The following is an 11,803-nucleotide window of genomic DNA, read 5'->3' as shown; positions in this document are numbered from 1 at the left end:
AAGATATTCGATTGCGTATGTGGACCTTCCGGAGTACCCACATTGGTTGGGTGGAGATCCGATAGAACCCAAGAGGGTGTTCTTCGCCGTATCGGATGGCTGGGGACTCAAGCGGTTTCAGGTGACGGTCCGGCCAGGCGACGTGCAGGTGGCCGATCAGCCCTGGTCGCCGCCTGCCACCGGCAACACCGACCCGGTGATGTAGGACGCCTCGTCAGAGGCCAGGAAGCAGATCGCCGCGGCTTGCTCGGCCAATGTGCCGTAGCGGTGCATGAGCGAGGATTCCAGCGTCTGGTCGATATGGGCTTGGAACCAGGCTCGTTCGGCATCGGTGGTGGCCTGCGGGGTGCCGCGGGATATGCGCCGGGGCGGAGCCTCGGTGCCACCCGGGGCCGTCGCGACGACGCGGATGCCGGCATCGGCGTATTCCATGGCCAGCGACGCGGTGAGCGCGTTGATACCGCCCTTGGCCGCCGAATACGGGATGCGGTGAACACCGCGCGTGGCCGCCGAGGACACGTTGACGATCACGCCGGTGCCTCGCTCGACCATCGAGGGCAGCACGGCTCGGCAGGCGTACAGCGTTGTCATCAGCGATCGGGTGATCTCGGCTCGGATCTGTTCTGAGGTGAACGTCGTGAAGGGTTTGAAATTGATGGCGCCGCCGACGTTGTTGATCAGCACGTCGATACGGCCGAACTCCGAGATGGCCTGCCGCACCAAGGTGTCTGCGCCCTCGTCGTGCTCCAGGTCCGCGGTGACGGCCAACGTACGGGGCCCGTCGGCGGCCAGTTCGGCGGCCAGTTCTTTGATCAGTTCGGAGCGGTCGGCGAGGACCAGGACGCCGTCTTCGGCGCTGATGCGCCGCGCGGTGTGCTCACCGATACCCTGTGCCGCACCGGTGACCACGATGACCTTGCCCGCGAATCGGCCGGGCGTGATGAACTTCGGCCTGCGCGTGGAACGGGCCTGTTCGCTGTCGGCCATCGCGCGCCGCATGGTCTGCTTGGACCGGCCGGCGTGCGCGGTGATCAGCGCGCGCGCCGCGTCGCGGTCCCCGCTTTCGAACGCGTTGACGATGTCGATGTGGTCCTGTGCGCACAGCGGGTGACACCAGGTGGCGTTGCGCAGCACGTCGCTCATGCGGCCCTTCACCCCGAGCGCCTGGTAGGCCTGCAGGAGGTGGTCATTTCCGGTCAGGGTGAACAGATAGTCGTGGAATGCCGCGTTGGTCTCGGTGTACTGAGCCGCGTCGGCGAACCGATCGCCGTCGACGTAGGGCAGGGTCGATTCGGCCAACAGCCGATAGCCGGCGAGTTGCCGGTTCGACAGCCGGCCCAGTGTGACTTCGAGCGCACCGAGCTCGAGTGCCTGGCGCGCCTCGAACAGCGCATCGGACTCGTGCACTTCGGGGTGTTCCTCGCCGATCTGATAGCCGTCCTCGGAGACCGGGCTCGGCGAGGTGACCGCCGCGAAAACCGGCTGGCCACACACTGAACGGGACGCGGAAGCGATCAACGTCCCGCTGTCGTCGTCGAGTGGACAGATGACACCGTCGGTGGCCGGGGCCATCAGTTGGCCCGCGATGCGACGGGCGGTGTCGCCGGTGTCACCGACGGCCACCGGCCGCGGCCATGAGGCGATGACGGCAGTGGCGCTGCGGGCCAGCATTTCCTGGCCCGCGATCGCACGGGCATCGGGAGCCGGCATCAGCGTTTCTCCGCCACCGGTGGCCGTCCTGGTGTCCTGGGCGTCGTCGGCGGAAGAGCCGTGGGCGAGCGCGAACTTCTCGTAGTAGAAGCCCGTCGGCTCGATGCCGGTTGCGGCGACGTGCTTGCGCACCGACTCCACCATGGCCGGCGGCCCGCAGAGATAGATCGCCACGTCGCCGCCATAGAGCTGGGCCGGCTCGATCAGGGTCATCACCCGGCCCTGGTTGGCAGCCCGGGTGTGCGGATCGGACACACAGTGATCCCACGTGAAACCCGGCACTTGCGAAGCGATCTCGCGCAGCTCGTCGAGCGCCACGACATCGTCGTCGGTCTTCGCGCCGTAGATCAGGTGTGTCTTGCGGCGGCTGCCGTCGGCCGCCATCTTGCGCAACATGGACAGGATCGGCGCCAGGCCGGTTCCCCCGGCCAGCATCAGCACCGGACGGTCGGCCTCCCGCAGGAAGAACGAGCCGTTGGGTCCGGTGAACGTGAGGGTGTCACCGACGGCCGCGCGGCGGCTCAGGTAATCCGACATCGCGCCACCCGGGGTCAGCTTCACCAGGAAGGTCAGCCGTGGTTCATCCGGCGCATTGGCGAACGAGTACGACCGGTGCACGTCGGCTCCCGGTACAGACACGTTGACGTACTGCCCGGGCAAGAAGGCCAGCTCGGACCGATTCGGGATCTCGACAGCGAACCGGACGATGGTTGGTGACAGACGCGTGAGCTCGACGAGCGTGCCGGTGTACGTGGCGGCCTGGGTCTTGGCGACGTCGGACGTGCTGGCGATCTGCAGCACGAGATCCGAACGCGGCTTCATGCTGCACGGCAACACATAGCCGGCCTTGGCCTCGTCGGCCGACAGCGCGTCGTCGATGTAGATGCCCGCGTCGTAGCTGCCGGATTCGCAGCGCGCCTTGCAGGTTCCGCAGGCGCCGTCGCGGCAGTCCAGCGGGATGTTGATGCGTTGGCGGTAGGAGGCGTCGGCCACCGTCTGGTCTTCGCGGCACGTGATGAACCGGGTCACGCCGTCCTCGAAGGACAGTGCCACGGAGTAGTTCTCGGGTTCGGTTACGGCAGTCATGGCTGTCCCTAGAAGTGGTACACGTCCACCACGTGGTGGATGTAGTCGTTCTTGAGCACCACCGTCTTGCGCCGGATCAGCGGCTGCTCACCGGAGAAGTCGATGGTGTAGAACGACGTCCCGTAATACGGGTCCACCGTCTTGTACCGGAAATACATGGTGTGCCAGTTGAACCGGACATCTACCAGCTCGCCGCGGCGTTCGATCACCTCGACGTTGCTGATGTTGTGGCTCGTGCGAGGTTCGGGCAGCGACGTCGCCGACGACCGCTCGGTGCGGATACGGAACACGCGATCCTCGAGGCCGCCCTTGTTGGCGTAGTAGATCAGCGAGATGTCGCGTTGCGGATCCTCGACGAGCCGATCGTCATCGCTCCATGACGGCATCCAGTAGACGACGTCATCGGCGTAGCACTCGAGCCATTTCTCGAACTCGCGGTCGTCGAGGTAGCGGGCCTCGCGGTAGAGGAACTGCTCGATGGCGTTCTGCGTGACCAGTTTTGCGCCGGTCTGCGGTGCGGTGTTCATCGGTCCGCCCCTTCCTCGTCAGCCAGCGCCTGTCGCATGGTCTGCAGCCAGTACCCGTGCTGGACGGGGTAGAGGCCCTCGTCCTCGTTGCGGATACCGGCCGAGACGATGCCCGTCATACCAAGCGATTCAGCGAGCGGATCCGGGCCCGACAGCCAGTGCTCGGCGCCGCGACTCATGTCGTTCCACGGCGCGGCCTGCGCCCGGAACGTGAGCTGGCACGAGCGGAACTCCTCCAGATCATCTGGAGTGGCCATCCCGGAGGCGTTGAAGAAGTCCTCGTACTGGCGAATGCGATGTGCGCGGGCCTCGTCGCTCTCGCCCTTGGGGGCGATGCAGTAGATGGTCACCTCGGTCTTGTCCGAGGCAATCGGCCGGAAGTGCCGGATCTGCGTCGAGAACTGGTCCATAACATACACATTCGGGTAAACGCAGAGGTTGCGTGAACCCTTGACCATGAACTCGCCCTTGGCCTGGCCGAATTGCGCCTTGAGTTCGTCGAGTTTGTCCCACAGCGGGCGGTCCTGCGGATTGGCCGCCCAGGTCCACAGGCACAGGTGCCCGTGCGGGAACGACCAGTAGCCTCCGCCGGACTTGCCCCAGCCACCGGCGTCGAGTGCCTTGGTGTCGTTCTTCGATTCACCGGTGTTGCGCCGACTCGTGGTTGCTGCGTAGTTCCAGTGCGTCGCGGTGACGTGATAGCCGTCGGCCCCGTTCTCGGCCTGCACCTTCCAGTTGCCGTCATAGGTGTAGGTCGACGAACCACGAAGCACCTCAAGGCCTTCCGGCGATTGATCGACGAGCATGTCGATCACCGTGGTCGCGTCGCCGAGGTGTTCGGTCAGCGGAAGGACGTCGGCGTTGAGGCTTCCGAACAGGAATCCCCGATAGTTGTCGAACCGGGCCACCTTGGTGAGGTTGTGGGATCCGTTGACATTGAAGGTATCCGGGTAGCCGGCCCCCTCCGGGTCCTTGACCTTGAGCAGGGTGCCGTCGTTGCGGAATGTCCACCCGTGGAATGGGCAGGTGAGCGTCGTGCGGTTGTCGGTCTTGCGGCGGCAGATCATGGCACCGCGGTGGGCGCAGGCATTGATCAGACAGTGCAGTTGCCCGTCCCTGTCGCGCGTGATCACCACGGGCTGACGTCCGATGTAGGTGGTGAAGTAGTCGCCCGGGTTGGGCAGCTGGCTTTCGTGGGCGAGGTAGATCCAGTTGCCCTCGAAGATGTGCGTCATCTCCAGCTCGAAGATCTCTTCGTCGGTGAAGATGCGGCGGTTGGCGCGGTAGATGCCGGTGGCAGGGTCGTCGATCACGGCGTCGGCCAGCACGCTGGCCAGGTGAGTGGCTGTCATATCGGTCCTCCAGGTGTGCGCGACGATGCGCGACAACAGCACTCTCGCAGTGAGTGTTCGGCGTCACACTAGGCAGTCTCCTAGTCCTGACTCAGGCATCAATTGATAAAGGCGCACGATTAATCTGACCAAAACAAGTCCTTGTTCGATATCTATCCCGGAGATACCGTCGATGTGTCACCCATCACAATCGGACGGCCCGAAAGGAGTGCAGCGTGGAGCTCAGGCATCTTCGGTACTTCGCAGCCGTGGCCGACACCTGCCATTTCGGCCAGGCGGCCGAACAGCTCCATGTCGCGCAGCCCGCGCTGTCCTACGCGATTCGCCAGCTCGAAGCCGAGCTCGATGTGACTTTGTTCAACCGGACCACTCGCCAGGTCTCGCTGACGGCAGCCGGAGAGTTCCTGCGGGGCGAGGCAATTCGGATTCTCGCCGGCGTCGACGACGCTGAGCGCGGTGTGCGCCGAATCGCCCGCGGACGCGGCGGCCTGTTGCGGCTCGGACTGACCGGCACCGCCGCGTTCTCGCATCTGCCGCGCATCGCCCGCATGGTCAAACGCGAGCTGCCGGCGGTGGCGCTCGAAATCCAGGCCGACATGTTGACCCCCGAGCAGTGCGATGGTTTGCGCACGGGCGCACTGGATCTCGGTGTGCTACGGCCACCGGCCGTCGGTGAAGGAATCGAGATGACGACCATCGACGTCGAGTCGCTCGTGCTCGCGGTCTCGGTCGATCACCGGCTTGCCGTCGAGCCCGTGGTCTCGCTGACCGATCTCCGCAGCGAACCGTTCGTCGCGTACGCCAGTCGCGACTCCGCGGTCAACGATGCGGTGCTGCGCAGCTGCCGCAGTGCGGGTTTCGTCCCTCACCGCGAGCACGCCGCGCCGGGCACCGCGGTGCTGCTGGCGCTCGTGGCGGCCGATCTGGGAGTAGCCGTCGTCCCGGAGTCGGTGCGGGCCCTGCCGCTGGACGGTGTGGTGTTCCGCGACCTCGTCGACGGCGGAACCATCGAGCTGGCATTGGCCTGGCGCCGTGAAACCGACAACCCGGTCGTCGACACCGTCGTCGAGATCCTTGCATCGGCGCTACGCCGAGAGCCGCTTGAGGAGAAGCTGTGAAAATCACTGCGGTAGAAGCGATCCCGTTCGCGATCCCGTATGTCAAGCCGTTGCGATTCGCGTCGGGCGAGGTGCATGTAGCCGAACACGTGTTGGTGCACGTTCACACCGACGACGGCGTCGTGGGGGTTGCCGAGGCGCCGCCGCGGCCCTTCACCTACGGCGAAACCCAGGCCGGCATCGTCGCGGTGATCGACCAGATCTTCGCGCCTGCACTCGTCGGCCTCACCTTGACCGAGCGTGAGGTCGCGGGCAGCCGGCTCGCCCGCACGGTCGGCAACCCGACCGCGAAAGCCGCGGTCGACATGGCGATGTGGGACGCGTTCGGGCGCACGCTCGGCCTGTCGGTCGGCGAGCTGCTCGGCGGCTACACCGACCGCATGCGCGTCAGCCACATGCTCGGCTTCGACGATCCGGCGAAGATGGTCGCCGAGGCCGAACGGATGCGAGACACCTTCGGAATCAGCACCTTCAAGGTCAAGGTGGGGAGGCGCCCGGTGTCGCTGGACACCGCGGTCGTCCGTGCGCTGCGCGAGCGTTTCGGAACCGCCGTCGAACTCTATGTCGACGGCAACCGCGGCTGGTCGGCATCGGAGTCCATGCGGGCGATGCGCGAGATGGCCGATCTGGACCTGCTGTTCGCCGAGGAACTGTGCCCGGCCGACGACGTGCTCGGGCGGCGCTGGCTGGTCGACAAGCTCGACATCCCGTTCATCGCCGACGAATCCGTGCCGACACCGGCCGACGTCACGCGCGAGGTGCTCGGCGGTTCGGCGACCGCGATCAACATCAAGACCGCCCGCACCGGCTTCACCGGCTCGGCCCGGGTGCACCATCTCGCCGAAGGACTCGGTCTGGAGATGGTGATGGGCAATCAGATCGACGGACAGCTCGGCACCGCGTGCGCGATCTCGTTCGGCACCGCCTACGAGCGCACGTCGCGTTATGCCGGCGAGCTGTCCAACTTCCTGGACATGAGCGATGACCTGCTGACGACGCCGCTGCAGATCACTGACGGGCAGCTGCACCGCAGGCCGGGCGCCGGCATCGGCGTCGACATCGATCCCGAAAAGCTCGCCCGCTACCGCACCGACCTGTGATTTGTGCACGTTGAGCGGCGCTGGGCGCCGGTGACTGTGCACAAATCGCGGCACCACGAAAGGAATTCACATGACAACCGTTGAAAAGGCGTCAGCCGCCGCGTCGGGCGCCTCGGCCACCGAGCGCTTTCACACCGACAAGTCGCCGTTCGAGGCGGTGCGCGACGTCCCGGCTGAGCGCGTCGACATACTCGCGCGTGAGGTTCTCGACGCCGTGCACAACACCATCCGCAAGCACAAGGTGACCTACGACGAGTACAACGCGCTCAAGGCCTGGCTCATCAACGTCGGCCAGGACGGCGAATGGCCGCTGTTCCTCGACGTCTGGGTCGAGCACGTCGTGGAGGATGTCGCGACGTCGCACCGGCACGGCAACAAGGGCAGCATCGAGGGGCCGTACTACGTCCCGAACGCGCCCGAACTCGGCGCGGACGCGACCCTGCCCATGCGAAACGGCGAGGCAGGCACCCCGCTCGTGTGGGAGGGCACCATCACCTCGACCGACGGGCGCCCGCTGGCCGGCAAGGTCGAGCTCTGGCACGCCGATTCCGACGGGTTCTACTCGCAGTTCGCGCCCGGTATCCCGGAATGGAACCTGCGCGGCAGCATCTCGACCGGGCCCGACGGCAAGTTCCGGATCACCACGATCCGGCCCGCGCCGTACCAGATTCCCACCGACGGCTCGTGCGGCAAGCTGATCGCGGCCGCCGGCTGGCACGCGTGGCGTCCGGCGCACCTGCACGTGAAGGTCTCGGCGCCCGGGCATGAACTGCTCACCGCGCAGTTGTACTTCCCCGGCGACCCGCACAACCGCGACGACATCGCGACCGCGGTCAAACCTGAGTTGATGCTCGATCCGGTGCCCGGGCCCGACGGTGGCGAGACCGTCCGGTACGGCTTCGTCCTCGATCCGGAAAGCTGACGCACCCGTGCTGTTTCACGTGCGGATGGACGTCCATCTGCCCCATGACATGGACCCTGATGCCCGTACGCACCTCGTCGCACGGGAGAAGGCCTACTCGCAGCAGCTGCAGCGGTCCGGTAAATGGCCGCACATCTGGCGGATCGTCGGGGAGTACTCCAACTTCTCGATCTTCGACGTCGAGTCCAACGACGAACTGCACAACCTCATCTCGGGCCTACCGCTGTTCCCGTACATGGACATCCATGTGACTCCGCTGGCCCGGCATCCCTCCGATGTCAAAGATTAAGCGGGAACGCCGATTTCCGCGGTGACCGCCCGCGTGGCCCGGATCAGGTCGCCCGGTGCGAGCGCAACGTCCCAGCCGCGTTTCCCGGCGCTGCACAGCACTTTGTCGAACCGCAGCGCGGATGTGTCGACAACAGTGGGCAGCGGCTTGCGCTGCCCCAACGGCGAGATGCCGCCGACCACGTAACCCGTGGACCGCTGCGCGGCGGCCGGGTCGGCCATTTCTGCCTTGGGCACGCCCAGTGCGGCAGCGGCCGCTTTCAGCGACAGCTTGGTGGGAACGGGCAGCACCGCGACCGCCAGGCCTTTCGGGAGGGCGATCACCAGCGTCTTGAACACCTGCCCGGCCACGATGCCATCCGCGGCGAGCTGGGCCACGGCCTCGGCCCCGAAGGATTCATTGCGGGGATCGTGGTGGTAGGCCACCACTTCGTGGTCGATGCCTGCGGCCTGTAGAGCTGCGATAGCCGGGGTTGCTGCGCGTGCCACGCGGTCAGCGTAACCGGGAACACCTGGGCCCCTGCGTGCTGTTATTGCTGTCAGCATCGGCGCCTGACGGCGGTCGGCGCTACTTGTCGGTAGCAGGCTCTAGGATCATAAGGAGGGATTTTGGTGCCAACTGTGTGCCTGGAACGTCCGGCGGATACCGCGTGGTATTCCGGCTCGTTAGGTGGCGCCGCAACAGAAGGGAAGGTGTTTCCCACGATGACTGACGTCGACCGGGTAGAACCCGAGACGCCGGAAGCGACACACGAGACGGATGCCGAGCTCACCGCGCGGTTCGAACGCGATGCGATCCCGCTGCTGGATCAGCTCTACGGCGGTGCGCTGCGCATGACCCGCAACCCGGCCGATGCCGAGGACCTCTTGCAGGAAACCATGGTCAAGGCCTACGCCGGCTTCCGGTCGTTCCGCGAGGGCACCAACCTGAAGGCGTGGCTGTACCGGATTCTGACGAACACCTACATCAACAGCTACCGCAAGAAGCAACGGCAGCCGTCGGAGTACCCGACCGACGAGATCACCGATTGGCAGCTGGCGTCGAATGCCGAGCACTCGTCGACCGGTCTGCGGTCGGCGGAAGTGGAAGCGCTCGAGGCGCTGCCCGACACTGAGATCAAGGCGGCGCTGCAGGCCCTACCCGAAGAATTCCGGATGGCGGTGTACTACGCCGACGTCGAAGGGTTCCCCTACAAGGAGATCGCCGAGATCATGGATACGCCGATCGGGACAGTGATGTCCCGGCTGCATCGCGGCCGCAAGCAGCTGCGTGATCTGCTGTCCGATGTGGCCAGGGACCGCGGCTTCATTCGAGGTCCGCAGTTTGGTGAGCCGGAGGAGGTGTCGTCATGAGCGACAGTCGTGAGTCGGAAGAGCGATGGTCTCCGCCCGTCGGACCCGTTGATCCCGAGCATCCGGACTGCGCTGCGGTCATCGCCGAGGTATGGACGCTGCTGGACGGGGAGTGCACACCCGAAAGCCGTGACAAGCTCAAGCACCATCTCGAAGAATGCCCCGCCTGCCTGCGGCATTACGGGGTCGAGGAACGGGTGAAGCGGCTCATCGCCGCCAAGTGCAGCGGTGAAAAAGCCCCGGATAGCTTGCGTGAGCGACTGCGTATTGAAATCAGCCGCACCACGATTATCCGGGGCTAACGAGCGAACAGGTCAGGCGTTGGGACGCTTGCCGTGGTTCGCCTTCGAGTGCTTACGGTCCCGCTTCTTGCGGCCACGCTTGGCCATGATGTTCCTCCAGACGTTTAGAGCTTGCTCCCAAGTGTCTCATGGCCCGGTGACACCGCTGTCCACACGGGGTTGTGGTTCGATATAGGGCGGCAGGCAGACAGCAAGCCGGAGTGAGTGGGGTGAAGATGGCCGAGGACGTTCGCGCTGAAATCGTGGCCAGTGTGCTCGAGGTCGTGGTTCATGAGGGCGATCAGATCGGCGAAGGGGACACCCTGGTGCTGCTCGAGTCCATGAAGATGGAGATCCCGGTGCTCGCCGAGGTGGCGGGCACGGTCACCAAGGTCAACGTCGCCGAAGGCGATGTCATCCAGGCCGGCGACCTCATCGCGGTGATCGACTAACTCTGCGCGGTAGCTGATGTCCACCCTCGGTGATCTGCTCGCCGAGCACACGGTCTTGCCCGGCAATGCCGTCGACCACCTCCATGCGGTGGTCGGGGAGTGGCAGTTACTGGCCGATCTGTCGTTCGCCGACTACCTGATGTGGGTGCGCCGCGACGACGGCGCGCTGGTGTGCGTCGCGCAGGTGCGGCCCAATACCGCCCCGACGGTGTTGCTCGCCGATTCGGTGGGCACATTGGCCGGCGCCGAAGACCTCCCAGTGGTCACCACAGCTTTCGAGACGGGTGCCATCGGCAGGGGAAGCGATGGCGCGCAAAGAGATTCGTACGACGCGCCCGGCCTGAACGTCGAGGCGGTGCCCGTGCGTCACGGCGGTCGCGTGGTGGCCGTGTTGACCCACCAGACCGCGCTCGCCGCGCGCCGCATGGCCAGCCCGCTGGAGGGCGCCTACCTGGACTGCGCGACCGATCTTCTCCACATGCTGTCGGAGGGCACGTTCCCCAACGTCGGCGACCTGGCCATGTCACGTTCGAGCCCGCGAGTGGGTGACGGCTTCATCCGACTCGACGAGGTGGGTGACGTGGTGTTCGCGAGCCCCAACGCCATATCGGCGTATCACCGCATGGGCCTGGCCTCCGAACTCGACGGGCACAATCTCGTCACGGTCACCCGCCCATTGATCTCAGACCCGTTCGAGGCGCAGGAGCTCGCCAACCACGTGCGTGACTCGCTTGCCGGCGGTTCCAGCATGCGCATGGAGGTCGACGCGGGCGGCGCCGCCGTGCTGCTACGGACCCTGCCTCTGGTCGTGCACGGCGCTGCCGTCGGCGCGGCGGTGCTGATCCGGGACGTCACCGAGGTCAAACGGCGCGACCGGGCGTTGCTGAGCAAGGACGCCACGATCCGCGAGATCCATCACCGGGTGAAGAACAACCTTCAAACCGTCGCGGCGCTGCTGCGTCTGCAGGCCCGCCGCACCAACAACGTCGAAGCGCGCGAGGCGTTGATCGAATCGGTGCGCCGGGTCTCGTCCATCGCGCTGGTGCACGATGCGCTGTCGATGTCGGTCGACGAGGAGGTCAACCTCGACCAAGTGGTGGACCGCATCCTGCCGATCATGAACGACGTGGCCTCGGTCGACACGCCGATCCGGATCAACCGCGACGGCGATCTCGGCGTACTCGACGCCGACCGTGCCACCGCACTGATCATGGTGATCACCGAACTCGTGCAGAACGCCATCGAGCACGCCTTCGACGCCAGCCAGCCGCAGGGCTGCGTGACGATCCGGGCCGAGCGCTCGGCGCGCTGGCTCGATGTCGTCGTGCACGACGACGGGCGTGGGCTGCCGGCGGGCTTCAGCTTGGAGAAATCCGACCGGCTCGGCCTGCAGATCGTGCGGACGCTCGTCTCGGCCGAGTTGGACGGCTCGCTGGGCATGCACGACGTCCCCACCGGTGGTACCGACGTGGTTCTTCGCGTGCCCATCGGCAGGCGCAGCCGCGGCGTTCAATAGCCCCTGGCGGCTCTGTGTGGCCCCTGCGGTCCACTGCGCGCACCTGGGCGCCCGGGTTTGGGGGGGGAGAGGGGGGGGGGGGGGGGGGGGGGGGGGGG

Annotated in this window: 13 protein-coding genes; 8 read left to right on the top strand and 5 right to left on the bottom strand. The window is 66.0% G+C overall.

The window, feature by feature from the left end; translation table 11 throughout:
- Positions 1 to 156 precede the first annotated feature (156 nt).
- Genes benC through benA form a run of 3 tightly spaced genes read right to left on the bottom strand, consistent with a single transcriptional unit; the run spans position 157 to position 4,675 of the window.
- Positions 157 to 2,796, bottom strand: a complete 2,640-nt coding sequence (benC, locus tag ACRCUN_RS02700; protein WP_462140135.1) for a benzoate 1,2-dioxygenase electron transfer component BenC — start codon at positions 2,794 to 2,796, stop codon at positions 157 to 159.
- 8 nt (positions 2,797 to 2,804) lie between these two features.
- The gene (gene benB, locus ACRCUN_RS02695; protein ID WP_462140134.1) at positions 2,805 to 3,323 is read right to left on the bottom strand and encodes a benzoate 1,2-dioxygenase small subunit; all 519 of its coding nucleotides are present in this window, start codon (positions 3,321 to 3,323) and stop codon (positions 2,805 to 2,807) included.
- Positions 3,320 to 4,675: a benzoate 1,2-dioxygenase large subunit gene (gene benA, locus ACRCUN_RS02690; protein WP_462140133.1), complete on the bottom strand. Its 1,356-nt coding sequence runs from the start codon at positions 4,673 to 4,675 to the stop codon at positions 3,320 to 3,322. Before benA ends, benB begins: the two co-directional genes overlap by 4 nt.
- A gap of 215 nt (positions 4,676 to 4,890) precedes the next feature.
- Between benA and ACRCUN_RS02685 the strand changes: the two genes are divergently transcribed.
- The 4 genes from ACRCUN_RS02685 to catC all read left to right on the top strand — a co-directional run bounded on the left by ACRCUN_RS02685 (position 4,891) and on the right by catC (position 8,104).
- Positions 4,891 to 5,793 carry a LysR family transcriptional regulator gene (locus tag ACRCUN_RS02685; RefSeq protein WP_462140132.1) on the top strand — a complete coding sequence of 301 codons (903 nt, stop codon included), beginning with the start codon at positions 4,891 to 4,893 and terminating at the stop codon, positions 5,791 to 5,793.
- On the top strand, positions 5,790 to 6,893 hold the full coding sequence (locus ACRCUN_RS02680; RefSeq protein WP_462140131.1) for a mandelate racemase/muconate lactonizing enzyme family protein: 1,104 nt from the start codon (positions 5,790 to 5,792) through the stop codon (positions 6,891 to 6,893). The genes ACRCUN_RS02685 and ACRCUN_RS02680 overlap by 4 nt, the downstream gene beginning before the upstream one ends.
- 70 nt (positions 6,894 to 6,963) lie before the next feature.
- The gene (gene catA, locus ACRCUN_RS02675; protein WP_462140130.1) at positions 6,964 to 7,815 is read left to right on the top strand and encodes a catechol 1,2-dioxygenase; all 852 of its coding nucleotides are present in this window, start codon (positions 6,964 to 6,966) and stop codon (positions 7,813 to 7,815) included.
- Positions 7,816 to 7,822: 7 nt separating this feature from the next.
- Complete coding sequence (catC, locus tag ACRCUN_RS02670) at positions 7,823 to 8,104, top strand: muconolactone Delta-isomerase (RefSeq protein WP_085147212.1); 282 nt, start codon at positions 7,823 to 7,825, stop codon at positions 8,102 to 8,104.
- On the opposite strand, the gene ybaK is transcribed toward catC, so the two are convergent.
- Positions 8,101 to 8,592 carry a Cys-tRNA(Pro) deacylase gene (gene ybaK, locus ACRCUN_RS02665; RefSeq protein WP_462140129.1) on the bottom strand — a complete coding sequence of 164 codons (492 nt, stop codon included), beginning with the start codon at positions 8,590 to 8,592 and terminating at the stop codon, positions 8,101 to 8,103. The genes catC and ybaK overlap by 4 nt on opposite strands.
- Before the next feature lie 216 nt (positions 8,593 to 8,808).
- Here ybaK and sigH point away from each other — a divergent pair, with 216 nt between their 5' ends.
- Complete coding sequence (sigH, locus tag ACRCUN_RS02660) at positions 8,809 to 9,456, top strand: sigma-70 family RNA polymerase sigma factor SigH (RefSeq protein WP_462140128.1); 648 nt, start codon at positions 8,809 to 8,811, stop codon at positions 9,454 to 9,456.
- Complete coding sequence (rsrA, locus tag ACRCUN_RS02655) at positions 9,453 to 9,758, top strand: mycothiol system anti-sigma-R factor (RefSeq protein ID WP_462140127.1); 306 nt, start codon at positions 9,453 to 9,455, stop codon at positions 9,756 to 9,758. The genes sigH and rsrA overlap by 4 nt, the downstream gene beginning before the upstream one ends.
- Before the next feature lie 12 nt (positions 9,759 to 9,770).
- Here rsrA and ACRCUN_RS02650 read toward each other — a convergent pair whose 3' ends face one another.
- Positions 9,771 to 9,845 carry a 50S ribosomal protein bL37 gene (locus ACRCUN_RS02650; RefSeq protein ID WP_011728008.1) on the bottom strand — a complete coding sequence of 25 codons (75 nt, stop codon included), beginning with the start codon at positions 9,843 to 9,845 and terminating at the stop codon, positions 9,771 to 9,773.
- Positions 9,846 to 9,973: 128 nt separating this feature from the next.
- Between ACRCUN_RS02650 and ACRCUN_RS02645 the strand changes: the two genes are divergently transcribed.
- Both ACRCUN_RS02645 and ACRCUN_RS02640 read left to right on the top strand, forming a co-directional pair.
- Positions 9,974 to 10,189 (top strand): biotin/lipoyl-binding carrier protein, encoded by a 216-nt coding sequence (locus tag ACRCUN_RS02645; RefSeq protein ID WP_029373615.1) that lies wholly within the window; start codon positions 9,974 to 9,976, stop codon positions 10,187 to 10,189.
- 16 nt (positions 10,190 to 10,205) lie between these two features.
- A complete protein-coding gene (locus ACRCUN_RS02640; RefSeq protein WP_462140126.1) occupies positions 10,206 to 11,705 on the top strand; it encodes a two-component system sensor histidine kinase PdtaS in 1,500 nt (499 codons plus the stop codon).
- Positions 11,706 to 11,803: the final 98 nt, after the last annotated feature.

It is taken from the genome of Mycobacterium venezuelense (assembly GCF_054919535.1).
This window is presented reverse-complemented; position numbering and strand designations above follow the sequence as displayed.

Coding starts and splice junctions, on each gene's coding strand:
- benA (WP_462140133.1), bottom strand. CDS start 4,675: ATGACAGCCACTCACCTGGCCAGCGTGCTGGCCGACGCCGTGATCGAC.
- benC (WP_462140135.1), bottom strand. CDS start 2,796: ATGACTGCCGTAACCGAACCCGAGAACTACTCCGTGGCACTGTCCTTC.
- rsrA (WP_462140127.1), top strand. CDS start 9,453: ATGAGCGACAGTCGTGAGTCGGAAGAGCGATGGTCTCCGCCCGTCGGA.
- ACRCUN_RS02640 (WP_462140126.1), top strand. CDS start 10,206: ATGTCCACCCTCGGTGATCTGCTCGCCGAGCACACGGTCTTGCCCGGC.
- benB (WP_462140134.1), bottom strand. CDS start 3,323: ATGAACACCGCACCGCAGACCGGCGCAAAACTGGTCACGCAGAACGCC.
- catA (WP_462140130.1), top strand. CDS start 6,964: ATGACAACCGTTGAAAAGGCGTCAGCCGCCGCGTCGGGCGCCTCGGCC.
- ACRCUN_RS02645 (WP_029373615.1), top strand. CDS start 9,974: ATGGCCGAGGACGTTCGCGCTGAAATCGTGGCCAGTGTGCTCGAGGTC.
- sigH (WP_462140128.1), top strand. CDS start 8,809: ATGACTGACGTCGACCGGGTAGAACCCGAGACGCCGGAAGCGACACAC.